Raw genomic sequence first — 26,462 nt, 5'->3', positions numbered from 1 at the left:
CGCAGATGACCACCCGTTCTGAGCTTCACCTCACCCAACACGCCCAGGCACTGGCCAGCCTTGACGTCAACCGGCTCCAGAGCTGGGGGCAGCATCTGGCGCACCTGCTCACGCACGAGGGACGTCTGCTGATCGCGGGCAACGGTGGCTCGGCCGCCGAAGCCCAGCACCTGAGCGCGGAACTGCTCGGCCGCTACCGCCGCGAGAACCCCGACCGGCCGCCTCTGCCTGCTCTGGCCCTGCATACCGACACCTCCACGCTCACCGCCCTGGCCAACGACTTCGGCTACGAACAGACCTTCGCCCGCCAGATCCAGGCCCACGGCCGCCCCGGCGACGTCCTGCTCGTCCTGACCACCTCCGGCACCAGCCCCAACATCCTCACCGCCCTCCACCAGGCCCGAGCCCTCGGCCTGACAACCTGGGCCCTCACCGGCCCCGGCCCCAACCCCACCACCGAGCACAGCGACCAAGCGATCCCCGTCAACGGCGCCACTGCGCACGTCCAGGAAGCCCAGCTCGTCGCCATCCACCTCCTGTGCGACACCATCGACACCGAACTCACCAGGCACGATCTCCCGCCAAGCCCTGGTACCACGACAACCACCCGCCGACCCGGCACCCTCCCACCCACGACTGCGGACATCCGCCGCGAGCCCATGACCGCTGCTCGGCCCCAGGTAGTGGTCATCGGTGACGTCCTGCTGGACGAGACCCTGGAGGGCCCTGTCCTGCGGATCTCGCCCGAAGCACCCGTCCCCGTCGTCAGCACACCCGGGCAGCACTACACACCCGGCGGCGCAGGCCTGGCCGCCCTGCTCGCCGCGAACCACGCCGGAGACGACCAGGCCGTCACCCTGATCACCGCGCTGAACGACGATCAGGCCGGCACCAACCTCCTGAGCCTTCTCAGCAGCGCAGGCGTCGAGGTCATCAACCTCGGCACCGACGCGCCGACCGCGGTCAAGACCCGGATCCGCTCCAGCGGACAGACCCTGCTCATGCTCGACCGCGCCACGCCGGCCACCACCCCCACAGCCCTGACCAGCGCAGCCCGCACCGCTCTGCGCAACGCCTCAGCCATCCTGGTCAGCGACTACGGCCGCGGCATCACCGCACACCCCGACACCCGAAACCTCCTGAGCGAACTCGCCGCCCACATTCCCGTGATCTGGGACCCCCACCCACGCGGCAGCACCCCCGTCCCCGGCACCACCATGGTCACCCCCAACAGCAGCGAAGCCCACCACTTCGCCACGCCAGGAGTGTCCGGCCAACCACCGATCACAGCACTGGCCGCGGACACCCGGGCCGGCGAGGTACTCCTGAAACTCTGGAAGGCCAAGCACATCGCGGTCACTCGCGGGAGCCACGGCATCGTGCTGGTCTGCACCAGCGGTGCCGCACCAGTCGTCATCCCGGCGCCTGCCGTCAACGCCGTGGACACCTGTGGTGCCGGTGATGCCTTCGCCGCCGACATCGCCACTCAACTCGCGCTCGGAGTCCTGCCGACCACCGCCACAGCCCACGCCGTCCGGGCGGCCGCAGCCTTCGTCGCGAAACAGTCCATCGAGCAACGGGAATGCTCATCGCCAGATACGACGCACGACATCCTGCAACGCGTCGCCCGACGTAGGGCCGAAGGCGCAACGATCGTGGCGACCGGCGGATGTTTCGATCTGCTGCACCGCGGGCACATCACGATGCTGCAGCAGGCCCGCGCCCTGGGCGATCTTCTGGTGGTCTGCCTGAACAGCGACGAGTCCGTCACCCGGCTCAAAGGCCATCCCCGTCCCATCGTCACGGCCGCCGACCGGGCAGCCGTGCTCAGCGCGCTGGGCTGCGTCGATGAAGTCGTCGTCTTCGACGAAGACACCCCCGAACAGATCCTGGACCTGCTTCGACCGGACGTGTTCGTCAAGGGCGGCGACTACGCCGCAGGCGACCTCCCCGAACGCACCACCATCGAATCACACGGCGGACAGATCGTTCTCGTGACCTACCTCGACGGACGCTCCAGCACCCACATCATCAACCGCGCCACCAGCACCACACCACACGCCACCGCCTGAAAACAGCCCGCGAACACCCCGCCGCGAATCGCGGCCATCACCCACGCCAGGAGGTCAATGCGCCATGCCCGAAAACACCAGCACCCCAGACCCGAACAACGGACATGACGAATGCAGTGACCTCCTCGTGATCGGAACCGGCCCGATCGCCGCCGTGGCCGTCCGCGAATACCTCGACACCCGACCCAACTCGACCGTCACCATGATCGACGCCGGACCGCCCCTGACCGAGCACCCCGGCGAACACCTCATCCGCACCAACCCACAGCGCCTCGACACCACCTACCAACAACTCATGGACGCAGCCCAGCACATCGCATCCGCACCGGAAGCTACTCCATCAGAACACTTTCAGACCTTCAAAGCTGGCAGCGAAGGGAAGGGGCTGGTGCCTGGGGCTTGGGCAGGTCACGACATGCGCGAGTTCCCGGGGGCTGTGATGGCGTGGAACGTCGGTGGCATGGGCGTGCACTGGGTCGGCGCGTGCCCCTGGCCCGACGGTCCCGAACTCATCCCCGGCATCACCCCCGACGTCTGGGACGAACACCTCAGCGCCGCCCAACGGCACCTGCGCGTCACCAGCAACGGCTACGACGACAATCCCTTCACCAAAGCGATCCTTGCCGCTCTGGAACAGGTCGCGCCTTGCCCGGACACGCGACGCGCAGCACAACTCATGCCCATGGCCGGCGTCACCGGCTCCTTGACGGGGCCCGGACGTACCAGTCCGCTCGACGTGCTTCCCGAAATGAACCCTGCCCACGACACCCCGGTCAGCGTCCTGCACGGCAGCCTATGCACCCGCATCCTCGCCACCAAGAACCGCGCGACCGGCGCCGTCGTTCGGAACACCAACGGTGGAGCAGAACGCGAGATCCACGCCCGAACAGTGATCGTGGCAGCCGACGCCCTGCGCACACCGCAACTGCTGTACGCCTCCGGCCTGGGCGGTCCGGCCCTCGGCCGTTACCTCAACGAGCACGCCTGCCTGAGCGTCCAGGTGCCGATCGACCCCAACCGGCTCGCCATGACCGGCCAGCCGACCCCGGAACCACGACCCGGTGAACCGTTCGTCGGCGCCTACTGGATCCCCTCACGCGGCACCTCCCAGCCGATCCACATCCAGCTCATGGAAACCGTCAGTCCCGATGGACATCTCATGCGGATCACCGCCTACGCGCCCACCCAGATCCGCGCAGGCAACCGCCTCGAGTTTTCCCCAACTGAGACCGACCACGTCGGCTTACCTCGTATCCACGCCCACTTCGCCCACAGCGCCGTCGACCACGCCATGATCGCGACCGCCCGCAGACTCCTCGCCGCCGTGGCATCTGCCATCTCGAGTGTCGAGCTCCCGCCCGAGGTCCCCGTCGCGCCGGCCGGGTCCTCCCTGCACTACACCGGCACCGCCCGCATCGGCACGACCAACGACGGCACCAGCGTCTGCGACACCACCGGACGCCTCTGGGGCCAGCGCAACCTGTACATCGTCGGCAATGCCACCGTGCCCACAGCGCTGACCTGCAACTCCACCCTCACCAGCGCCGCACTCGCCATCGCCGCCGGACGAGCAGCAGCTACGTGACGACGCGAACCTCACCCACCACGCCCCAACAGAACCATCTGAAGAACCCTGGAGAGATGACACATGCGGAGCGTTCTCGTCACCGGAGCTGCGGGCTTCATCGGCGGATGCGTGGCCCGCGGCTTCGCCCGCGAGCGCGGACCCGAAACGGTCCACTGTCTGGTCCGCACCCAAGAACAAGCAAAGCCGCTCCTCGACCAGGGATATCAGGTCACGGTCGGCGACATCACCGACTCCGAGCTGCCGCAACACCTCGTCAAGGACTGCCAGACCGTCGTCCATGCAGCAGCTTTCATGAAACCCGGGCCCCGGGAAGACATCTTCGCCGTCAACGTTGAGGCCACCGACCGGCTCGCTCAGGCCGCAGCCCAGGCCAAGGTAGACCGGTTCATCTTCATCAGCAGCATCGAAGCCTACGGCGAGTTCGGTCACCGCATCCTCACCGAAGACCAGCCCTACCTGCCAACCGACCACGCCTACGCCGAATCCAAGATCCGCGGCGAACAAGCCATCACCGAACGCTTCCAACAGACCGGAAGCGACGCCTACGTCCACCTGCGACCCGGCATGGTCTACGGACCACACTCGCAGTACTGGACCCACGGATATCTGCAGCGGGCCCGCAGTGGCCGGATCCGGGTCCTGGGCCGCGGCGGCCGGATCTATCCCGTCCACGAAGACGACCTCGTCGCCGCCGTGACCAGCGCCGCCGAACGACCCCTGGCCGCAGGCCAGACGTTCAACCTCGTCAACGATGAACACCTCACCTGGTGGGACTGGGCACTAGCCCACCACGCACTCACGGGAACGAACCGGCCCAGATGCCAGAGCGTTTGGCTGACCCGACTCCTCGACAAGATCAACCGATCCGCTGGAAATCCGATCGACGAGGCCCTTCGATCAGAGCTGCGCACCTCCGCGATCCCTCACGACAAGGCGCGCCATCTTCTGGGATGGGAGCCACGCCCCTTCCAAGACGGCATCAGGACCTGCAAGGCATTCGCCATGGCACCCTGAAAGCCTGGTGCAGGCGTTCGGCTCGTCGATGGGGGAAACGATGAAGAAGCAGGCCCGAGTCCGGCTGGTAGCGAACCTGACGGTCCCGAGTACGCCGGCGCAGGAGGTCGCGAACGAGGCGTTGTCCGCCCTCCTGCAGCAGGAAGGGGCCGAAACGGTGGAGAGGGTGTTCGCATCCGTAGTAGCCGAACCGCGACTCCAGGCATTTCTGGATGCCAACAGCGGGGGCCCGGGCGCGCCCATCAGCATCGACGCTCGTCCGCACAGCCACCCGGATCGTCTCGGGGAGCCGGACGACGAGCCCTGCTCCGCCGAGTGCGATGTCTATCAGCACACGGGTCGCCTGGGCGAGCGCCAGCGGCACTGGCGCATCGGTGACCGGTTCAGCCTGGTAACGACGGACGAACACGACCTGTCCTGGAACAACCTGCAGGAGATCGTGGACTACTGCCAACGCCACGACCTCGAAGCATCCGCCTCCGCCCGCAGCTCCTTCTACTTCCCTGGCCGGACGATCCAGGTCAGCTACACGCGCCCCAACCCTCGCGAGCCCTTGTGGAACAGGCGAGCCCCGGCCTGAGCACACAACGGGTTATTGGCATTTTACGCCCCCTTCTCTCAGCTCCTACCCGCGATACCTGCATTCCCACGAGACCTCATGCAAGGAGCCCATCGACGACGGCGCCCAATACCCACTCAGCAACCCCGATCCACCACGACCTCCACGACCTCCACGACGCCAGGCACGACCTCGGGATTGCTTCGGGCATCGGCCTCTTCGACTGACCGCCCATGAATGTCGATGGAGCATTCCAGAGCGCCTGAAACGAGCGTCTCCACTCTCCGACTCGACCTCGGCCCGTGCCGATCCGGCCAAGGTCTCGACGCTCACGGGATCAGCACCCGGAACTACCGGAGTATCCAAGCAACCGATCAAGATTGTCGGTGGCGGGTTGTAGCGTGCCCACGTGTTCAAGCGAACTGACCTGGTTCAGCAGATCCAAGCCGAGATCATGGATCACCGAAAATCCCTGAGCAACGTCCTGCGCAGAGTCGTGGCCCTGGGCGGAGAAACCGGTTCAGCAGAACTCCGTGACTGGGCCTCCAAGGAACTCAGTGGATACCCCTCCCGCGAAGATCTGCCGGAGTACCGCCGGGTACCCGCTCCTCTGTTGATCGACGCCGCCACTCATTTCGCCATCATCAAAGGGCAACAGATCAGCTCCTTCGACTTTCCCGACGTTGCCCAAGATTCAATCCCGGATGCTGTCCCCATCACCATGGGCATCCGGGCGGTCGAGCGGTTGGTGGCCGATTGCCGACCCGGCGAGTCAGCTCGATTGGCCCCGCCCGGCGGCGCGGAACTGGTGAAGATCATGAATCTCGAAGGACACTTCAACGGCACCATCGAACGCATCTACTGGGGCGTCTCCCCTGTCGCGCTGGAAGAGGTCCTCGATCAGGTCCGGAACAAGTTGATCACCATGCTCGCGGAAATGCGCGCCCTCACAGGCAGCGCGGAGATTCCTTCCGCGGAAGTCGCCGACCGTGCCGTTCAATTCATCGTCTCCGGCAAGCGGAACAGCGTCACCATCTCCAACAACATGGCCGGCGGCAACATCCAGCCCGCGGCTCCAGACGAGGCATCTCATGGCAGGAGCTGGAAGCTCGTCGCTCCTTGGTCCGCAGGCATTGTCGCTCTAGCTGGTGCCATCTTTGGCTTTATGCAGGTGCAGGGCTTGAAGTTCCCGCTCTGGTGAACGAGCAAGGCATACCTCGATGGGCCGACCAAGCCGCTGAAGAGGATTCTGGGGGGAGCGTCAAATACCTGACACTCTCCCCAGGTCCGTACCGCCCCGAGACCCACCCCCGCGATCCGCCCCACTCAAACGACATTCCCCGAGCAGCAGAGCGAGTAGAGCCACCCAAGCGAAAGCGGACTGTGACTACTGTCACAGTCCGCTTTATGACGCCCAGATCCGCCTTCGTTCGGCAGAGTCTGCTCCCAACTTGCTCCCAAGCCGGGGTTTTGGCCTCAGGCCAGAGCCCCTTGCGAGTCTCTGACCTGGTGTTTTATGGTCGGGCTGACAGGATTTGAACCTGCGACCCCCTGACCCCCAGTTTTACGAGACCGTTGACAGCCGCTGGCCCCTCCGGACTCGGCAATTCCTTCGTCCAGCTCGACGAGCCAGTCAAGCTCGGCACACCATCACGAAGCCGTGTACCGAACCTGCCGCCGAATCCGATCCAGCCGAGCAAGCGTCCACGCCGGCAGATCTTCCTCCACTTCCCCACCGTGCGTATCGAGCAGCACCTGAACCCACCGATCTTCATCCGCCCGGTTCCCCTGAGCCCGGGCAGCAGCAATCAGGTCCAGCCGCGTCACGTCCTCGTAGCTGCCGGCCAAGTCAGCCTTCAGCGCCGCAGCCTCCGCCTTGCCCGGCTCTCCCCGGGCGAGCCAGTGAACAGCCATCGTATGAGCGATCTCGGCAATCATCGGGACCAGCTCGGTGAGCAGCGGATTCTCGATCAGCCACTGGTATCCCCGAGCTCTACGCCCCTCCAGCACCGGACCAGTAACCAGATCCAGCGCCGTCTGCAGGTCCTGGAGCCCGTCCACTCCCCTGCTCACGCCCCGGGCCCGTAACCGGCGCGCAAGGTCAGCGTCGCTGATGACCCCGTCAATCCGGCACACCCACCGCTCCAACGAGCGGACGTTAGGTAGGTAGGGTTGCCCGGTCTCAGGGTCCTCCCCCATCCATTTGCGGGCGGCGCTGATGGTCTGACGGGGCAGGGCGCTGGCCGTCCTGCGGGAAGTGCCACGAGGCCAGAGCAAATCGACGAACCGTTCATACGTCAGGCCTGCCGGATGAGCGTGCAGCAGGACGACGATCTCGCACCACCAAGGCTTGCGCTGGCCTCCCGATGGCGCGGGCCCGGACGCGTAGACCTCGATCGGGCCGAGGATCCGTAGCCGGGGACGGGGACAGTCAGGATCGGCCAGGAGTCGTAGCTCCTCGTCGAGTGCTGGGTCCTGCTGATAGCTGAGGCGCTGGGTACTGACCAGCCGGGGAGCCAGATGCGGGATGTCGCCCGTCTCGACGCCCGCAACGGCAGTCAGGTCTTCGACAGTGTGCTCGCCTAGCACCGTGCTTTCCTGGCCGCCAGCGGAAGGCTCCGCGTCCAGGGGCATTCCAAGAACATTGATGGGCGGGCGCTGAACGCTCAGTGGCGGTTGTGGCTGTTCCGGTGGCCGGCGTGTGGGGGGATCCAGCGCGGATCTCACCGCCGGGCGCAGGTGCTGCAGGTCGGCCTCGCTGAATCGGGCAGGCGCGATGGGGTCGGTCGTGAAGCTGGTGTGCAGACGTCCGGAAGCATCCAGCACCAGCCGGACTTCATCGGGCTGCACCGACTCCAAGTCATCGGTCACGACCAGGACCGTCGCCCCTGCCGACAGGTCCCGCCGGGTGGAGGGCCGGAGGGTGTCCTCGATCCGCAAGGTCACCGGTTCACCCGGCAGGCGCCGACGACCCCCGCCAACGAGAACCGCCAGGTCGGCGAGTTCGTCAGCTGCGGAGTCCACAGCCACCGACAAGCCCGCACCGTCTGAGTTGTCCAGAGAAAAGGTCATGGCCCGAACAATGTTCAGGGCATGATCGGTATCGGCAATAAGCCGGATCCGTGGCGAGGTCTGCAAGTTCAGCAGCCAGACGTCCTCGGCCCGCCACCGTCCTGTTCCGTCGGGGCTGTGCCCGATCCAGCACCAGCACCGCTCAAAGGTACTTGGATCCGCGGCATCTCGGTCATCCAAGCCAGGATCGTCCAGTGACCAGAACCCCGTATCCGGATCCCGCCTCCACGGCGCAGGAAGGCCCTGCACCGTCTCCTTGGCCAACACCAGATCGATCCTCTGATGATCCAGCCTCACAGCCAGGATCGCGGCTGGCGCATACCCCCGAGCGGCCAGCGCCACGTCGAGCGTGGCCAGCACGACGTCCAGGCGCAGGCGGATGTCCGAAGCCAGGTGAGCGCCGACCTGCAGCGCCCGCTCAACCTCAGCAGCCTCCGGTGGAGACAAGGCCGCCAAGTGCCCCGGCCGACGCCCCGCCGCAGCCATGCGCCGGCGCCGCCGGATGATGGTGTGGAAGGTGGCGGCGATCAGGCTGAGTCCCATGCCGGCGCCCATCCCCAGCAAAAACACCTCCCGGACGCCCGGCGATGAAGCAGAGGCTTGCACGGGAGCCGCTACCCGTTCCGAGTGCTGGGCCACCGGAGCAGGACGCCAATCATGGACGACGGTGGCGGGCTGTTTCATGGTCGGGGCGCCCGCGGTGGTTCCGGGGAGAGGTTGGACCGGAGGGGTGGGTGCCATCGACCCGCCTACGGTCGCCGCGACCGTTGGCGCGGTAAGGAGTAACGCCGTCACCAGAGGCTGAAACAGACTCTGCTGTCCGGGGAGCGAAGGACGCGGCTGGGTGCTCACTTGAGCCCGCGCCTCGGCAACAATCAGGATGAGCGCGTAAGCCCACAGCAGCCAGGTGAAGCTGGCGGCCACGTGCAGCAGAACGTCGTCGGACAAGTCCCCTACGCGCAGGGCGTCCCACTCGGGCAATGGGTCGCCCACGACGAACGCCAGTGCCAGGGGGATGCCGAAAACGATCCCCGCCAGGAACGCCGCGGCGGCCAGCGCTCGCCCGTACAGGACCAGTGATTTCATGCCTGCTCCCTCGTCCCCGCCCCGGCCGCAGGTCCAGATCCAGAACGATGGACGATGGGCTCACCGACGCTGCCGGCGCTCCCGTACAGGACGGTTGCGCTGGCTGTGGCTAGCTTCGACAGGTCGGTGAATCCGAACGCCGAGAGCAGAGTGGCCTGGCAGGGAACCCGCGCGGTCACAACCACCACCGTGTTGCCTTCCTGAACGCGCACTTCGCCGGTCGCGCCGGCTTCGGTGAGCCAGGCCTGCCCCACCTGGGCAGCTGCTGCCGCATCGATCTGCAGAGCGGACGGGTCCCCGGAGCGCAGAGACTCCTGGGTGATCTGGTCCGCGGCGGCCCGGGCGGCCTCGGCGGCGACTTCCAGCGAGGTGCCGTGCGCGTTCAGGGACCGGCTGACGTCCACGAAGAATGCGGTGAACAGGAAGGCCAGCCCGACCAGCGCGATCAGGAAGATGCTGCCCTGCCCCGACTCCCGAGCAGCTGGACGACGTCGAAACCGCTTCACGAACGGCCCCCGAACGTTCGGCGTTGTTCGAGGGGCGCGCCGGCGCTGGCCGTCAGATCCCGTCGTGGAGCGAAACCGGCGATGGAGAACAGGGTCAGGTCGATTCGGCAGGTGACCTCCACGTCCACGTGTCCTCCGGGGCCGAACTGGCTCAGATTTAGGTCCACCACCGGGACGCACGCTGTGCCTGCGTCTTCGAGGGTTCGCTGGGCCGCCGCCCGAGCGGCCGCACCAGCGTTGCCGGGATTGGATTCGAGGCTGGCGGCCCGAGCTGCGGCTGACGCGGCCGCGCTCACGCGCCCGTCTGCCACGACGAGCGTGCCTGCCCCCATCCCCAGGCACAGCACCACCACGACGACCGCGCCGAGGATGACCATCTCGACGCTCAGCGAACCCACCTCGTCCTGCAACCGCCTCAACCGGCGCGCCAGCAGCATCATGGCCCCGGGGAAAAGCGCTCGATGGGCCCGGAGGAATGCACCGTGAAGTCACGAAGCCGCAGCGCGGGCAGCGGAATCTGGCGTGGACGGGCCGTGATCGTGACGGTCACCTCCGTGGCCGTACGCCGCACCGAGACGGTCGGGTCCTCGACCAGGCTCCCCGCCACCTCATCCAGGTACGCAAGGGCCTGCCGACGTCCATCCGCATCGCTGCCCTGATAGGCCCGTGCGTGATGGGCGCCGTACCGAGCTGCGCTCTGGGAGGTTTCGCGGGCCCAGACGTAGCTGAAGACCTGCAGCACCATGACCGAGATCAGAATGAGTCCGGGAAACCAGACCATCAACTCGACCGTGCTCGCTCCCTCGTCCCCGCGCGGGATTTCGCTCATAGGCTCATCACCGCCATGGCCCCCGGGAACATCATCAGCCCGATCACGCCGGCCGCCACGACCAGAACCGCCAACCGCATGGACTCGTCCCGTTGCCCGGCCTGCCCCAGGGAACCCGCCAGAGCCCGCCGCCGGATACTCGCCGCCCGCTCGATCAGCGTGTCCCGCACCTGCGCACCCTCATGGCTGACCAACTGCGACAGGCGACCGAGTTCGGCCAGATCCGGGATACCGATCCGCGTGCCCAGATCGGTCAGAGCCTGCCAATGTCCTTCCCGCGCCAGCACAGCCCGGTGCAGTGTGTCGCGCAGCGCATGCATCGGCCAGGTCGTCCCGGCCTCGGCTGCCGTCACCAGTGCCTCCTGAGGGGCGGCCGCGCCAGCCATCTCCAGGGCCACGAGATCGCACCAGACCGGCAGTGCCTGAATGAACTCCTCCCGCCGAGCCCGGGCCTGCCGGCGCACGAGCACATCAGGCAGCAGATACGCCGCCGCGCCCACCAGCACGAGCGCGATCAGCACGAAGAGCACCGGAAGCAGGCCCGCACGATTCAGCGGAACGCCGGCCGCCGCCACGACAAGGGCAACCGCAGTGGCACCGATGATCTTGGCCGAGAGAACCGCTTCCGGATCCCGCCCCGTAATCACCAGATCAGCCGACGGCAGCCGCAGGCTCATCCCCCGCCCGACAGCCCATCGCCCCACCGGAGCCGACACCGACCGATACCTGTCCATGGCACCCGCAGCACCCTCGCCCCACCGGACTGACATGCCCTTCCGTGAAACGTTTTTGGCAGGCGGTATCCGCCGAGGTGGCCAAAGCGAGTTCGCCAGGAACACCGCCGCCAGCCCACCGACCAGAGCAACGAGGATCAGCCCCACGACGGCTCCTCCCGCCGACGACCGCCAGATGCCAGATCCAGAACTTGAGGACGAGCCAATCCAGTGACGATTCGTGTCTCACCAGAGCTCAAAGAAGGGGTGAAGAACCGCGGCCCGCTCACCGTCGTATCCAGACGGGCCAGCCAGAAGAACCCGATCGCAATGACACCTATCGCCAGGGCAAGAACGCCCTGGCCGCTCGCGCTGTCGTAAGGAGCCATGTAAGCGGCACCTACCGTCGCCATCCAGGTCAGGATGGCCAGGGTGACTCCGATAATGATCTGGACGCTGCGATGAATCCCGGCCCGGGCAGCCAGAATCTGGCGCCGCTGAGCGACCTCCTGACTGCAGGTGTCCACTATCCCGGACAGCACATCCGGCAGCCGATCACCTCGCCTGCGCGCAGCCAAAGTCAACGCGGCAGTGACGAAATCGGCGCCAGGAACATCCTGCAACGGAGCCAGCGCAGCATCCAGCGGCTCCCGCACCATCAGCCGGCCCCGCACGCGATCCAGCCCTTCCTGCAAAGCGGGAGGCGCCTGATCCACGCTCACCCCGATCGCCTGCTCCAGGCTCGCCCCTCCCGAGACCGTGTCCCGCAGCCCCTGCGTCCACACGACCACGGCCTCCAGAACCTCGATCTCCTGACGCTCGGCCCGCCGGCCCGCGGTGAAAGCAGGCCAGGACAGCACCATCACCGCGCACGCCCCAACCGCCACCGGCCAGCGGGTCACCCAGGCCACCAAACCCGCGACCGCGAACGCCAGAGCGATCCGCGCCCACCAGCCGACCGGAATCCGAGCCAGACGACCAACCGCACCCGACGACGTCCGTCCCTTCTGATCCTCCTGCGGCGAAACCGGTCTCACTTCCCCGCGTAATTCCAGGACCAGCATGTAGAGCGCGGTCACGGCCGCGACCGCCACCAGGAAGCTGAGCAGGAACATCCACCCGAGCGTCACTTCGCGGTCCTCGGCAATCCGATCTTCTTCCACTCCGGCTCAGCGGCCAGCAGGCGGGCTCGTTCCTCATCCGACAGCGGATACCGGGGTGCTCTGCTCACGTTCTCCCCCACGTCCGATACCTCGTCTCGCCCGAAACCATGAGGCGATACCTCGGCCTGACGTTCTGCCGGAAACAGGCCGCCGTCGTCCTCGTCCTTTGATGGAGGACGGTTGCGGCGGGCTCCCATATCGATGATGGGCTCTCGGTGACGAGACGGCCTAACGAACCGAGGCTCCTCGATGGTCGGAAGGTGGGAAGGAGTCAAAGGTTCGGTCGGATGACGGTGAGCCAACGGCGCCTCCACGCCACGGCCGTCCTCTGGCAAGTGAACCTGCTCGTGCCCGACCGGTGGGGGCGTGCTCTCCACAACGTCTTCCAGCTGCAGCGCCGGAATCGCCACCGGATCCGCCGGACCGACCCGCGCCTCAACTTCCGCCCCCGCGTACGGAGACATCGGTGCCGAACCGCTGCGCGAACGAGTCCCTCGGCCACCGGTGGCCTCGCTGGCCCGGCGCCGACCCGACCCACCCGGCTGGCTCCGTGGAACTGGATCAACCACCGCGGCACTCACGGTAGAACGCTTCCGCCCACGAGGAGACTCAGCATTCAGACGCTCCCCCGCCTCGTCCGTATACCCATGGCTTGCCAGCAACTCCGCCCGCCGCAACGGAATACGCCGCTCGCGACGAGCCACGGACGATGAGGCGTTACCATCGGCCGCCGTAGAACCATCCATGGCGAAGATCGTGGCGCAGGAGACCGTCTCCCCCTGGTGACCCGACACCTCGAGAATCTCGCTGACCACGCGACGTCCGTTGGCGGCTTTGCGCACGTAGACGACGAAGTCGACAGCCTGGCCGATCAGCGCTGCAGCGGTGGCCGGCTGTACCGGCTCGCGCAGCGACCCCAGGCCAATGATCAGGCGGGCAATCGCCCCGTAGGCGTCGCGCGAATGGATGGTGGACATCGACCCGTCCCCACCCTGCAGCATTGCCTCAAGCATGGCCCGCGCCTCAGGACCGGCCAACACCTCGCCGTAGATCAGCCGTTCAGGATTCATCCGCTTGCTGCGTCGCACCAGGTCCGCGCCGTCCAGGCCACCGCTGCCCTCGGCCGACGGCAGCACCGTCTCCAACTCGACGACGTCCTCGTGCAGCGACGCATCCCGTCCCAGCCGCAGTTCCAGAGCCTGCTCGATCGTCACCAGCCGCTCCTGCGCCGGGATCTCGTTCGCCATGGCCCGCAGCAGAGTCGTCTTCCCGGCGTTCACCGCACCGGCCACCACGATGTTGGCCCGGGCCCGCACCGCCGCCGCCAGGAACAGCGCACACTGACGATCCATGGTCTGCAGATCCACCAGCGAGATCGCATCCGGATACCGACGTGGCGGCTCATCCAGAAAAGCCTGTGGCCCCAGCCGGTCCCGCCGGATCGAAATCTGCGGACGCGTCGAAGCCGCCAGGAGCCCCGATACCCTCACCCCGCCCGGCAGGCCCAGATCCAGCTCCGGGTGCACGCTCGACCACGGCCTTGCCATGTTCCCGGCATGCGCCGCCAAGGCCCGAAAGACGTCCACGAGTTCCGCGTCCGAATCGACGAACGCCGGCAACCGCACCCGCCCACGACCCGCGTACCTCGCCCACACCTGGTCATAGCCGTTCACGTCAAGGTTCTCGAGGTCAGGATCGTTCAGCAGCGGCTGCAACGGCCCGGTCCCGAACATCGACGCCTCGACCGCCGCGGCCAGCCGCCCGTCCTTCGCTCCGGCCGGCACCGGCTGCTGCTTGGTGGACAGCCCTGCCACCAGCCCATTGACCGTCTCGACAATCAGCGACTGCGCCAGCCGCTGCTCGTCCGTGTACCCCAGAACCGGTCGCCCCTCGCTCGAGCGCTCCCGCATCTGAGCCGTCAGCTTCTCCGCGACCTGCGCCTGAATCCTGCGCACCACCTCGAACCGCACCGGCTCGAGACTCGTCCCCCGTGCTGCCATCGCCCACTCCTCGACCGACCGCTACCCATCAGCTCCGCAAAGCCGCTGCCCTCACATCCGTTACGCCCTCATCCGAGCTGAACCAGCCCCACCTGCCCTCGGCTACTCGCCACCAGCAACGGCCCCGTGGCTTCCGTGCGCACCCGTAGGGTCAGGACCAGCTCGTCCGAACTCGAATCAGAGCCGTTCACGACCGTGATCAGCGCATCATCCGCCAAGACCTGCGCCGCATCGTCACTCACGCCGCTCGCGGTTCCCGACGAGTCCGGCACCTGAAGCACCCGCACCTTGTCGCCGGCCTTCAGACCGTCCGGGGCCAGAGTCATCGGCACCGCGATCCCGACGCTCGCCTGGCTACCGTCGCTGAAGTCAGCCGGGAGCAACGACTCTGCCTGAAGCACCGCACCGGCATTCAGATGATGCGCCGCCCGCTGCCCAACCACCTGATCCACGCTCTCCGCCCCCAACGCCGTGATGTCCCCAGCGATCGACACAGCCGTCAGATCGTCGCGAGTGATCACCGCCGACTCCGGAACCTGGCGTGCCAGAACCAGAACCGCCGTCTTCGCGCCGGCCTGCTGCATCATCCCCATGATCACCACCGCTACGGCGAGGCACAGCAGGATTGACAAGACCAGCCGCAGCGGATGCCATTGCCGCTTCGGCTCGGGCTGACTCCGCTCCACCGGCCTACCGAACGAGCCCGATGTCACGACCGTCCCACCGCCATCGTCTCCAAGACCTCCACCGAATCCCTTTTCGTAGCCGTCGTCACGCCCGGGCCCTTCCGCATCGCCGGCCCAGCCCCAGCGGCCTCATCGACCTGGACACCACCCGCCAGCAGGCCGGCGGCAGTGCTCTGGTCGCACCCACAGGCGAGATCACCATCCGCTCGCTGCCGGCTCTCCCCCGCCGCATTGACACGTCCAGCTTTTGCGCAGTCACTTGACTACTGTCCGCCACCAATGTGTGTCAAGACGTTTTGCCCATAAGGGACGGGTTTTGACTCATTGGTGAACGACGTGGCCGGTCATCGGCTATCAGGGGCGGCGGCCCCCTGAATGAGGCGGAACCCTGCCCGCTCCGCCTGTGCGAGAGATCGCGGAACACCGTAGACGGACTCGGCCCCGATCACCCGGCCCATGACCCAGTGCCCATCCGTCCAGACCATCGTCCGGCAGTGGAGCACCGCGGCCTCGAACCGGTCACGACCCATCGCGGCGAGAACGCAGACGTCGTGCTCGAAGGGCGGACGTGAGCGAGCGAACGCAGCCATCAAGGTGTCCGGCCGACCGGTTGACGCCCGAGCCAGCAGGTCACGTACGGAGCCCAGCGACTGGCCATGAGCATTCCGATCGCCTTTCACGAGCCCCGGAACAGACCAGGTGCGATGAACAACTTCTGCCTGCCGGTGCTCCCCTTGATGAATCGCAACAACGACTGCGGTCAACTGAGCGACCGCACCTTCGGGCGACTGTGGATATCCGGTGGCGACATCGTGCGGGCCCATTGCGGTGGAGGCCGGCAGAACAATCGGTGCCTTGGACGGGAATTCTCCGTCTCCGGCACCGATCGATATCTCGGGACTGCCCACCTCTGCATCCGATGTCTGTCCAGATTCCGATATTGGCATTCCGTGCTCGCGAGCGCCCATCCCAGCGTCGTCGAAGACTGAAATCAGGGAGAGCACCAAGCCCACGATCAAGACTCCGAGAATGCCGCCGACCCCGATCACGAGAGCCACTATCCGCCGTCGTGGCGTACGGCCGGCACGAGCGCGATGGCGGCGAACGGGCGAATTCCGATGCAGCATGAGGTCCCCTGACGTGGTGGACGAACGATCTGTGCACCCAGGGCACCACGGGGACGTTCTATTCGATGTTCTATTGTTCCTCTGACCTGCAGCTCTGCAGACGCCCCGAGTCGGGGCTGGAGACTCAGAATCGGCCCTGGCCGGCGGGCGCCGGTAGCGACGGACGATGCGACGCCGACCGGAGGACGCCTCTATCCGCAACCTCCTACATGGAGAGAACTTCGGTCATGCTCATAAAATCTGAATCGATTCGGACCAACCAGTTCTTCGTTCGCTAACCGCTGAGATAAATGACCCGAATCCTGCCCGCCCCTGGCTGCATGGGTCTCCCTAAACGGCTGCACCACTGGGACAGAAATAGCCACCCACCAGAGGCTTAAAGGTCGGCTAAAAACCTCGCTGTCTTGCGGTTTCATCCTTACACCACTGATCGCGTGCACGGGCCAGTGCGACGTCGACGACGAGTCGAATTTCGCGAGATGATGATTGCGCTCGTTTTCATTGGAATTTCCCGAAGACCGACTTCGGCGCAATGTCGTGAAGCCAATCACGCTGAGCCAGAAATTCGAGATAGTCGCCGCCCAAGCCCGCGAGATCGGCGAAGTCTTCCTCGACGCCGCCCGTCGCCTCTGGGAATGGAGGCCACCGCACCCGACTGGCTGGGGCGATCCGGAGGGCCCGAACGCTGCGCGTCGTGGCGTTGACGTCCCAGCTGGCTGGCTTCGTGTCGCCATCGGCAGGCGTACCACGCTGACGATGTTGTTGCCGCGCCCATAGGTCCGGCGACGACCTCGTTGACCCGTTGCACTATATGATCTTGAAAATTGCGCAACTCGAGGTCGGCACCAAAGTCACGATCGTGAATTTGAACGTGTGATCTATTCGGTATGTCCGTTTCTGGTTCGCGTGCGGTGAGTGATGGCAGGCTCACAGCTGTCACATTCCTGTGTCACTGCTGTGTGGTGACTCGACCCTGAGGGGTTCTTCCTTTGCGCATGTTTGCGTCGCTGCGTCATGCCCTTTTACCTGCGCCTTCGTGGTTTTCCAGACGTGGGAGGAGGTGTTCGATCGGTGCGGGCGTGCTGACAGCTGTGCTGGTGGTCAGTGTGCTGCCGTCTGGTTCAGCGATGGCTGCGCCCGTGGTCCCGGCCGTCGGGGGTGAGGCGGGTGAGCGTGCCCCTGAGGCTCCGCCGACGTCGTATGAGCCGATGAGTGCGGCCGAGGAGGCCAAGCTCAAGGCCAAGGCTCTGGCAGCGGCGAAACCGCCGCTGGAGCGGCAGGAACTGCAGGACGAGCGGACGCGGATGTCGCGGACGTTCACCGATCCGGACACCGGCACCCTGGTGACGGAACTGTCGGCCTCGCCGCTGAATTTCAAGGATGCCGAGGGTGAGTGGCAGCCGATCGACAACACTCTGAAGGCTGATCCGGCCGGCAAGGGTGGTGGCTGGACCAACGGGGCGAACGAGTTCTCGCTCGAGCTGCCGAAGTCACTGACTGAGCCGGTGACCATTGCTGATGCGCGTGATGCGGACTCGTTCGTGTCGCTGGAACTGGCGCCTCAGGAGACCCCGCTCAAGGAGCTCGATGCCGGCGATGCCAGGCGCGGCTCGTCTGCTGAGCCTCCGGAGGTTGCGGACACGCCGGGCACGGTGAAGGACACCGAGGTCACGTACGCGCAGGCCCTGCCGGGTGTGGATGTGGCGTATGCGGCGTTGGGTGATGCGGTCAAGGAGACCGCGACGGTGGCGTCCCTGGCCGATCTGGATGCGCTGCCGGGTGGATCGCTCAGCTTCACCGTGAAGACCGGCCCGGGCATGGATCTGAAGGTCAAGGACTTCGGTGCCGTCGACGTCCTGGATGCCGAGGGCAAGGTCGCGTTCGAGATCCCCCGCCCGATCATGAAGGACAACGCGGGCGAGCCCTCCACCCAGGTCACCACCCTGGTCCAGAAGGCCGAGACGGGTGCGTGGACGCTGACGCTGACCCCGGACCGGGAATGGCTGGCCGCCGAAGAGCGGCGCTGGCCGGTCGTGATCGACCCCAGCATCGGGGTCGGGGCGCCGATGACAACGTGCACCCTGCAGTCCAACCGTGACCAGGCCGAGGGCCCGTTGTGTGTCGGGGACGAGATCCTGACCCAATGGACGGCCGAGAGCAGCAACCAGCGGCGGGCGCTGATCCGCTTCGACCAACTGCTGGACGTGATCCCGGCCGACGCGCAGATCTCCATGGCCCGGCTGAACCTGACCCCGCTGGCCCCCAACGCCGGTGAGGTCAAGCCCCCGGCCAGCAGCGTGGACGTGCGCGCGGTCCCCGAAGAGTTCACCGTGACCGAGAAGAACTCCCCGACCTGGACCAACCGCGCCGGGACCACCACGTGGAAGGGCGTCGGCGCCACCGGCCCGGGCGCCGGGACCGGGACGGTGTACGAGCGCAAGACCCTGACCCCGAACGGGCAGCAGCAGTACCTCGAAGTCACGCGCCTGGTCCAGGACTGGACCGAAGGAACCATCCCCCACCACGGATTCCTCCTGCAGAAGCGTGCCGCCGCTGCGGGCACGCCGGACGTCGGTGGGCTGCTGCGCTTCGGTTCGGCCTACGCCACCGGCACGAAGGTGCCCTCCATGTATGTGGAATGGGAGCACCGCACTGGCGTGCGTAAGGGCAACACGGCCGTCGTCACCGAGGAACTGTCCGACCGCACCAGCGTCTCGGTCAATCCCGCGACCGGTAACGCGGCCGTCACCACCCGCGAACTCTCCATCGCCGGCGCCGGTGTCGACCTGAACGTCGCCCACACGTCACAGTCGCTGAACACCAGCTTCACCAACGTGCTGGGGTACGGGTGGACGAACTCCCTGACCGGAACCCGGATCTTCCCCTACTACGGGGGAACCACCGGTAACGCGCAGACCATGTTCTACCGCGACGGCGCCGGTGGGCAGTGGACGTACCTGCGTAACAAGGAGGTCTCCAACACCTGGAAACGTCCAATGGGCCTGGACAAGGACCTGGCCGTCGTCGACAACAACAGCGCCTACACCCTGACCGACCGCCAGTCCCAGACCGTGGAACGGTTCAGGAACATCGGCACCACCGAGGACCAAGTCTGGGGCCTCGACACGATCGCCGACCGCAACGGCAACAAGATCACCTTCAACTACGACACCAGCGTCCGCTCGAAGATCGACAACACGCTGATGCTCCGCTCGGTCACCGACACCCGCGGCCGTGAACTCACAGTCACGAACTACGACGGGTACTACGACTCGTTCAAGACCGACGACTCCGGACGGCAGGTGCTGTACGACGTCGTCGGCAACGACCTGCGCACCTACACCGACGCCGCCGGCGGCACCGTGACGTACGAGTACGACGCCGACCACCGGGTCACCGCGGTCGTCACGCCGGCGAACCTGCGCACCGAAATGGCCTACGACGCCCGCGGCCGGATCACCGAACTACGCCGCAAGAACACCAGCGGCGGGGACTCGGTCTGGACATTCGAGTACAGCGAGTTCGAGCGCAACGCCACCGGGGCCCCGGCGACCAAGACGAAGGTCACCGATCCCAACGGCAACGCCACCGAATACACCAGCGACGGACGCGGACGCACCTCCAAGGCCACCAACGCCCTGGGCAAATCGACCTCGAAGACCTACTCGCCCAACGACGACGTCGCGACCAGCACCGGTGCCACGTCCGCCTCCGGAGGTGGCGCTCAGACCAGCACCGCGCAGTACGAGGCCACCGAGTCCGGTGACACCTACCGGATGACCTCCACCAAGATCCCGACCGGGGCCGGGGTGAACCTCGAATGGGGCCAGGGAGCGCAGACCTACAACATCGTCAGCGAGAAGGACTCCCGGAACAACGTCACCACCTACAAGTACAACGCCGACGGCAATCAGTCCGAGGCCAAGAAAGCCGACGGCTCCACGACCGTCAGGATCTACCACGGTGACACCGACCCCGCCTACGGCGGCACGGTGCACTGCGGCCCGAACAACAGCGCCGACACGAAAAAGGGCGTGCTGTGCGAGGTCCGCGACCCCGAATACACAAAGGGTGACTCCCGCGCGACCACCGGCGGGCACCGCACCGCCTACCAGTACAACACCAAAGGCGAACTGGCCAAGATGATCCCACCCGCCGGTGGGTCGCTGAAGGAGCAGACCTACACCTACGACGGTCTCTCGCGCCTGCAGACCCTCACCGACGGCAACGGCCACCACACCTACTACGGCTACGACAAACTCGACCGCCTGACCTACACCCAGCACGCCGACCGCTCCGTCGAATCCAACTGGTACGGCGACGAGAACAAGAGCAACGGCTGGCTACGATCCCTGACCGAGTACGGACCCAACGACGGCCCCCGCATCCGCTGGACCAACTACGACCGCGACGACCTCGGACGCCTCAGCGCCACCAACAACTGGGACGACCGCAACTCCAGCATGGGCTACGACAAGGCCTCCAACCTCACCCGCTACAGCGACTCCGGCGGCGACGTCACCTACACCTACAACAAAGCCGACCACCTCACCTCCGTCACCATGCCCGGCGGCACCTGCGCAGGCCGCACCTACGCCAACCCCGGCGACGCGGCAGGCAAATGCATCACCTTCCGCGTCGACGACGACGGACGCCGCACCGGCACCAAATACCCCGGCGGCACCAGCGTCCAGACCACCGAACGCGACGACGCCGGCCGCATCCAGCGCATCATTGCCACAGCCGGCGCCGGAACCGCCACCGAAGAACCCCACCTCGACCTGACCTACACCCACACCCAGGGCTCCAGCGACAGCCACCTCGTCACCAGCGTCACCGACGCCCTCACCAAGGAAAAGACCACCTACACCCACGACAACCAGGACCGCCTCACCATCGCCTCCACCACCCCCACCAGCGGCGGCGCAGCCAGCTACTACGAAGCGTTCTGCTACGACAAGGCTGGCAACCGCACCAAGTACTACCTGACCGACAAGGCCACCTGCTCCACAGCCAACCCCACCGCGACCTACACCTACAACACCGCCAACCAACTCACCAACGCCACCGGTAAAACCCCTACAGGCCAACCGATCACCGGTACGGGGTTCTCTTACGACGGCAACGGCAACGAAACCTCGGCCAAATCCGAGACCGGGCGTTCGACGACCTACAACGATCGAGACCAAGCTTCCAGCTTCACCCCCGCCGCCGGATCGAAGATCGACCAGACCTACACCGGAACCGGCAACGGCGACCGCCTCACCTCCGGCACTACGTCGTTCATGTCTTCACCGTTGTCACCCGCACCGGCCTGGTCCAAGACCGGCAACGAAACCACCTGGACCGTCCGCGACCCCGAAGGCAGTCTCCTGGCCATCCGCATCGGCACCGACGCCAAGTCGGCGAGCGCGTACTACTCATTCACCGATAACCTGAACAACGTGCGCGCCATGGTCACCGCTACCGATTCCGCCGCTAAGGCTGCCTACACCTACTCCGCGTACGGGGACACCACCTCTTCGACTGGACCGCTGAACCAGCCCTACCAGTACGGCGAGGGCTACACCGACACCACCACCGGTCTCGCCAAACTCGACATTCGCTACTACGACCCTACTCACGGCCGCTTCACACAACACGACCCAACTCAGCAAGAACAACACTCTTATCTCTACTCCAATGGCTGCCCAACCACTTACAACGACCCCACGGGCGCGCTTTTCGGATCGTCTACCTGTGCCTCGTTGAACCTAACGGCGGCAAGGGCAACGGTATTGACAGGAGTCTCCGCCAGCCTCGCTGCGGGTGTTGCACTTATCAACCCAATTGTTGCGGCAGTGATCGGTGTCGGGTCGGGCGTTGCGGGCGCTACGGCGGGCTTCTCGGCCGGGGCGGCGTGGTTGTTTTGCTGAAAGAGAGCCTGACGTTCCTCATCTTTTGCGCAGGCACGGCGATCAATTTAATGGCGATCGCAATCATATGGCGCAGTGTCCGCACGATTGATGCCCGCCCACAAAGTTTCAGGAGGCGACTGACAGTTTCATTGGCCCTCATCGTGGCCTCGACAAGCTCCATGTCGCTTGCGTTGCTGCTGAGCCGATAAGAAGACCTGAGGCCGAGGCCTGTTCATGCATCGGGCAAGCGCTTGAGGGCCGTGTTGGCCTTCGAGCCTTTGGCTGCGGACAGGCTACACGAGTCACCTCCCGGCAATGCATGACATGAAGTGGGCGACGGGGCCGTAACCAAGAAATTTGGTTACGGCCCCGTCGAGCTGATTCGGCGAGCTTGTCGGTGGTGTCAACCGTTGCTACCACCGGTTGACACCGCCTTCTCCTTGCTGGCGCGATTGGCGTCTGCTTGTAGAACGACCTTAGTTGAGGAAAAGATAAAAAGGAGGGCTTTTGAAAAAAGATCCACGCTCGCGATTCAAGCAAGGCCTTGTTGGGTACTCCCTCATAGCCCTCATGGGACTAGGTGCTGGGATACTTACGGCCAGCCTCGACATTTCCTATTGGAAATTCGCTGCGGGCACCTGCGCCTTGGTGTCCGTGATCGTGGGGGGGGTGATCTACATTCACTACAGAAGACGCAGGAGGTGACGTAAAGATGATCTCGTAGTGGCCCATTGGTGCGCAGGCGGCCTCACACATGCTGGGCCGACCTGTCCGCTACGAGGCGCTGAGCCCACAGCAGGAAGAATCGGCCCTGCGAGAGGCCGGCTGAAGGACGCGATGATGATCGCGCGACTCGCCATGCGCGCGCAGAACGTCCGTGACGGAGTCGTGGACCGGATCGGCAACGACCTGTCCGCCTTGATCGGTCAACCCACGACTCCCCTGATCGAAACCCTACGCACCTGGGTGTGACACTTCTCCCGGTAGCTGAGCCGCAGGTAATGAAGCCGTGGCTGTGCACGCTGTCGACCACAGCTCACTCACGCTGCAGGAGTATGCGGGGCGGTCCCTTTCCAAGGCGGGGCCGCCGCGTCATCCCTTGAGACCGGTGTGCGCCAGCCCTTCAACGAACTGCCTCTGCGCGAGCACGAACACCACCAGCACCGGCAGGGCGGTGAGCGTGGCAGCGGACAGTTGCGTGCCCCAGGACGGTCCGCCGTAGGCGTCGACGAACTGGGTAAGGGCTTGCGGAAGGGTGAAGTTCTCGGGGGTGGACAGGAACACGATCGGCTCCAGGTACAGGTTCCAGGAGTGCAGGAATGTGAAGATCGCGACCGCACCCAGTGCCGGCCGGGACAACGGCAAGGCGATCCGCCAGAAGATCGCGAGGCGGCCCAGGCCGTCCACCCGGCCCGCGTCCTCCAGCTCGTGCGGTAGCGCGATGAAGAACTGCCGCATGATGAAGGTGGCCAGCACGCTGGGTGCCCCGAAGATCGGGACCAGGATCAGCGGCCAGTGCGTGTCGATCATCCCCCAGCGGTGGAACAACTGGAACAGCGGCACGATCGTCACCTCGCTGGGGATCAGCAACCCGGTCAGGACGAGGACGAACATCGCGTTCTGGCCGCGGAAACGGATCCGGGCGAAGGCGTAGCCGGCCAGCGACGACACCGCCAGCGTGCCTACGGTGCAGACGACGGCGATGTACATGCTGTTGAGGTACTGCCGGGCGAAGGGCTGCGCCTCGAAGACGTCGCCGTAGGACTTCAAGTCGAACGAGGCCGGCAGGAGCGAGGGCGGGAAGCTGAAGATCTCGCTCACCGGCTTCACCGAACTGGTGACCATCCACCAGGTGGGAAAGACAAAAGGCACGGCCAGCAGGCAGAGCAGGCCGTAGAGCCAGACCTTCACCCGCGGTGAGAGCTCACGATTCATGGAAGACCCACTTCCTGCGCATCTGCCACTGCACCAGCGTCAGCGCGAGCACGATGCCGAACAGCAGGAGGGACAGCGTGGCGCCGTAGCCAAGCTGGTGGAACTGGAAGGCCTGCTGGTAGAGGTAGTAGACGAGCACTGTGGTGGAGGTGCCCGGGCCACCCTGGGTGAGCACCGCGATCTGGGCGAACACCTGCAGCGAACCGACCACCGTGAGGATCGAGGTGAGCAGGATGGTCGGGCTGATCATCGGCACGGTGATGCTGCGGAACCGACGGAAGGCCCCCGCCCCGTCCACCTTGGCCGCCTCGTACAGGTCACCCGGAACCCCCTGCAGGGCAGCCAGGAACAGCACCATGTTCAGCCCGACGTTCTTGATCACCTGGACCACGATCACCGCGATCATTGCCGTGACGTCACCGCGCAGCCAGTTCGGCCCGTCCACCCCGATGGTGTCCAGCAGGCCGTTGATACCGCCGTTGTCCTGGAGCAGGAAGCCCCAGACGATGGTCCAGGCGACCATCGAGACCACCACCGGGGAGAAGAACAGCGTGCGAAACAGCACCGTGCCGCGCAGCTTCTGGTTCAGGAGCACCGCCAGCAGCAGAGCCAGCGACAGGTTCAGGACCAGCAGACCCACCGAGAAGAGGCCCGTGGCGGCCAGAACCTTGGGCAGATTCTGATCCTCGGCCAACTGGCGGTAGTTGTCCCCGCCGGTCCAGGTGAAATCGCCTGCCAGGACGTTCCACTCGTGCAGGCTGTACCAGCCCACCAACACCAGCGGCACCAGAACGAAAAGGACGGTCCCGGCCACCTGGGGAGCGATGAACAGCCAGCCCGCGGCGTTCTCACGTCGTGCGATCGTCCAGAAAGTGCTTTTGGACGCCGGGGGCGACGTCCGGGAAGGACGATCAGTGAGCAGGGTCATGGGGTTCAACTGCCCAACAGCGGCGTGATCTGCTGACACACACCGTCCAGCACACCCTGCACGTCGGCTCCAGGCTTCCACAACGGGTCCAGGGAACTGCGCACCGTCTGGGCGATCTGGGCCGAATCGGTATGACTGGGCTTCACCACGCCACCCTCAATGCCCTCGACCACCACCGCCTGCAACTGCTCGGGTGACAGCAGGGGGTTGCTCTTGGCCATCGTCTCGGCCGAAAGCTGGCTGGTGCGGGCCGGCGGGAAGAACTGCGCCAGCTTCTCCGAGTTCTCCGGGCTGGTGAAGTAGGCCAGGAACTCCTCGGCAGCAGCAACGTTCGCGCCCTGCTTCAGCACGCCCAGACCGGCCTGCCCGACCACCGAGTAGTCACCACTCGGCCCGGACGGCAGCGGCACCAGGTCCCAGTCGAACGCGCCTTCCTCCAGCAGCGAGGCTCGCGAGATCTGGGTGATGGTCATGGCGGCGTCCCCGGCGAAGAAGTCCGCGGTGGTGCCAGGGCCGGGCATCGCCTCGTCCTCGAAGACGGCCTGGTGCAGGGCCGTCATCGCCGCCACCATCGGCGGCCGGTTGAACTCGCAGGTCTTGCCGTCCTCGCTCCAGGCCCGGGCTCCCCAGCCGGTCCAGACCGTGGCCAGGTTGCCCCAGCCCTTGAAGTCGAAGTCGCGCACCACGATCCCGGCCTCACCGGTCTCCTCGTGCACCTTCGCGGCCGTCGCGAAAGCTTCGTCCCATGTCCAGTCGCCCGTGACACTCTTCTGCCCGGCCTCCTTCAGCAGGTCGTTGTTGACGAAGACGCCGAAGGGGGACGTGGAGAAGGGATAGGCGTACAGATCGCCGTCGTTCTTCCAGAGCGCGGTCGCCGAGTCGCTCAGGTCGTCGAGCTCATAACCCTCGGTCTTCTGCAAGGTTTCGGTCAGCGGGGTGAGTGCCCCCGAACCGACGAAGTCGGGTGCCGAGTCCTCCAGCACCCAGGCCAGATCCGGGCCGTTCCCGCCGGCGATCTGGGTGGTCAGCGTGGTGGTGTAGCTCTCGAACGGGATCGGGTCGAACTTCACCGTGACGTCCGGATGCGTTTCGGTGTAGCCCGCCGCGATCTCATCGAAAAGGGCCAGATGCTCTTCGTTCGAGGTCCAGATCGTCATCCGGAGATCAGCCTTGCCATCGGCAGATCCCGCCGATTCGCCGCCACCGCAGCCGGCCAGTACGGCAGTCGCCGCCACGGCCAACGCCAGGTGCTTCCTCATCATGCACTCCCTTGTGATGACTGGTGGT

Annotated in this window: 19 protein-coding genes; 7 read left to right on the top strand and 12 right to left on the bottom strand. The window is 65.8% G+C overall.

The features are described from left to right. Nucleotides 1–5 precede the first annotated feature (5 nt). The 5 genes from rfaE2 to LR394_RS35030 all read left to right on the top strand — a co-directional run bounded on the left by rfaE2 (nucleotide 6) and on the right by LR394_RS35030 (nucleotide 6,434). Nucleotides 6–2,072: a D-glycero-beta-D-manno-heptose 1-phosphate adenylyltransferase gene (gene rfaE2 / locus LR394_RS35050; RefSeq protein ID WP_269330292.1), complete on the top strand. Its 2,067-nt coding sequence runs from the start codon at nucleotides 6–8 to the stop codon at nucleotides 2,070–2,072. Between the two features lie 64 nt (nucleotides 2,073–2,136). Continuing rightward, complete coding sequence (locus tag LR394_RS35045; RefSeq protein WP_231448980.1) at nucleotides 2,137–3,657, top strand: GMC oxidoreductase; 1,521 nt, start codon at nucleotides 2,137–2,139, stop codon at nucleotides 3,655–3,657. A gap of 63 nt (nucleotides 3,658–3,720) precedes the next feature. Beyond that, nucleotides 3,721–4,674 carry an NAD-dependent epimerase/dehydratase family protein gene (locus LR394_RS35040; protein ID WP_231448979.1) on the top strand — a complete coding sequence of 318 codons (954 nt, stop codon included), beginning with the start codon at nucleotides 3,721–3,723 and terminating at the stop codon, nucleotides 4,672–4,674. A gap of 7 nt (nucleotides 4,675–4,681) precedes the next feature. Beyond that, the gene (locus LR394_RS35035) at nucleotides 4,682–5,254 is read left to right on the top strand and encodes a hypothetical protein (RefSeq protein ID WP_231448978.1); all 573 of its coding nucleotides are present in this window, start codon (nucleotides 4,682–4,684) and stop codon (nucleotides 5,252–5,254) included. Between the two features lie 388 nt (nucleotides 5,255–5,642). Then, nucleotides 5,643–6,434 (top strand): AbiTii domain-containing protein, encoded by a 792-nt coding sequence (locus tag LR394_RS35030; protein WP_231448977.1) that lies wholly within the window; start codon nucleotides 5,643–5,645, stop codon nucleotides 6,432–6,434. A gap of 449 nt (nucleotides 6,435–6,883) precedes the next feature. On the opposite strand, the gene LR394_RS35025 is transcribed toward LR394_RS35030, so the two are convergent. The 9 genes from LR394_RS35025 to LR394_RS34985 form a co-directional block, all read right to left on the bottom strand. Further along, complete coding sequence (locus tag LR394_RS35025) at nucleotides 6,884–9,391, bottom strand: hypothetical protein (RefSeq protein WP_231449059.1); 2,508 nt, start codon at nucleotides 9,389–9,391, stop codon at nucleotides 6,884–6,886. Then, on the bottom strand, nucleotides 9,388–9,897 hold the full coding sequence (locus LR394_RS35020; protein WP_231448976.1) for a hypothetical protein: 510 nt from the start codon (nucleotides 9,895–9,897) through the stop codon (nucleotides 9,388–9,390). The genes LR394_RS35025 and LR394_RS35020 overlap by 4 nt, the downstream gene beginning before the upstream one ends. Continuing rightward, nucleotides 9,894–10,337 (bottom strand): hypothetical protein, encoded by a 444-nt coding sequence (locus tag LR394_RS35015; RefSeq protein WP_231448975.1) that lies wholly within the window; start codon nucleotides 10,335–10,337, stop codon nucleotides 9,894–9,896. The genes LR394_RS35020 and LR394_RS35015 overlap by 4 nt, the downstream gene beginning before the upstream one ends. Further along, entirely contained in the window at nucleotides 10,334–10,726 is a 393-nt protein-coding gene (locus LR394_RS35010) for a TadE/TadG family type IV pilus assembly protein (RefSeq protein WP_231448974.1), read from the bottom strand. The genes LR394_RS35015 and LR394_RS35010 overlap by 4 nt, the downstream gene beginning before the upstream one ends. After that, nucleotides 10,723–11,403 carry a hypothetical protein gene (locus LR394_RS35005; RefSeq protein ID WP_231448973.1) on the bottom strand — a complete coding sequence of 227 codons (681 nt, stop codon included), beginning with the start codon at nucleotides 11,401–11,403 and terminating at the stop codon, nucleotides 10,723–10,725. Before LR394_RS35005 ends, LR394_RS35010 begins: the two co-directional genes overlap by 4 nt. Nucleotides 11,404–11,597: 194 nt before the next feature. Further along, complete coding sequence (locus tag LR394_RS35000) at nucleotides 11,598–12,602, bottom strand: type II secretion system F family protein (protein ID WP_231448972.1); 1,005 nt, start codon at nucleotides 12,600–12,602, stop codon at nucleotides 11,598–11,600. Next, nucleotides 12,566–14,602, bottom strand: a complete 2,037-nt coding sequence (locus LR394_RS34995; RefSeq protein WP_231448971.1) for a CpaF family protein — start codon at nucleotides 14,600–14,602, stop codon at nucleotides 12,566–12,568. Before LR394_RS34995 ends, LR394_RS35000 begins: the two co-directional genes overlap by 37 nt. Nucleotides 14,603–14,670: 68 nt before the next feature. Then, a complete protein-coding gene (locus LR394_RS34990) occupies nucleotides 14,671–15,288 on the bottom strand; it encodes an SAF domain-containing protein (protein ID WP_231448970.1) in 618 nt (205 codons plus the stop codon). Between the two features lie 344 nt (nucleotides 15,289–15,632). After that, on the bottom strand, nucleotides 15,633–16,337 hold the full coding sequence (locus LR394_RS34985) for a hypothetical protein (RefSeq protein ID WP_231448969.1): 705 nt from the start codon (nucleotides 16,335–16,337) through the stop codon (nucleotides 15,633–15,635). 1,286 nt (nucleotides 16,338–17,623) lie between these two features. On the opposite strand from LR394_RS34985, the gene LR394_RS34980 reads away from it, so the two are divergent. Beyond that, entirely contained in the window at nucleotides 17,624–22,330 is a 4,707-nt protein-coding gene (locus LR394_RS34980) for an RHS repeat-associated core domain-containing protein (protein WP_231448968.1), read from the top strand. A gap of 822 nt (nucleotides 22,331–23,152) precedes the next feature. Then, nucleotides 23,153–23,284, top strand: a complete 132-nt coding sequence (locus tag LR394_RS42405; RefSeq protein ID WP_269330291.1) for a hypothetical protein — start codon at nucleotides 23,153–23,155, stop codon at nucleotides 23,282–23,284. Between the two features lie 120 nt (nucleotides 23,285–23,404). Here the strand turns inward: LR394_RS42405 and LR394_RS34975 are convergent, their stop codons facing one another. From LR394_RS34975 to LR394_RS34965, 3 genes are read right to left on the bottom strand one after another with little or no spacing between them, the layout of a single operon-like run. Continuing rightward, entirely contained in the window at nucleotides 23,405–24,247 is an 843-nt protein-coding gene (locus LR394_RS34975; RefSeq protein ID WP_231448967.1) for a carbohydrate ABC transporter permease, read from the bottom strand. Next, nucleotides 24,237–25,175, bottom strand: a complete 939-nt coding sequence (locus tag LR394_RS34970; RefSeq protein WP_231448966.1) for a carbohydrate ABC transporter permease — start codon at nucleotides 25,173–25,175, stop codon at nucleotides 24,237–24,239. Before LR394_RS34970 ends, LR394_RS34975 begins: the two co-directional genes overlap by 11 nt. Nucleotides 25,176–25,180: 5 nt before the next feature. Then, the gene (locus LR394_RS34965) at nucleotides 25,181–26,434 is read right to left on the bottom strand and encodes an ABC transporter substrate-binding protein (protein WP_231448965.1); all 1,254 of its coding nucleotides are present in this window, start codon (nucleotides 26,432–26,434) and stop codon (nucleotides 25,181–25,183) included. Nucleotides 26,435–26,462 lie beyond the last annotated feature (28 nt).

Origin of the sequence: Kineosporia babensis, assembly GCF_021129305.1 — a bacterium.
GTDB classification, from domain to species: domain Bacteria; phylum Actinomycetota; class Actinomycetes; order Actinomycetales; family Kineosporiaceae; genus Kineosporia; species Kineosporia babensis.
Note: the sequence above shows the minus strand (reverse complement) of the source record. Positions and strands in the feature narration are given on the sequence as shown.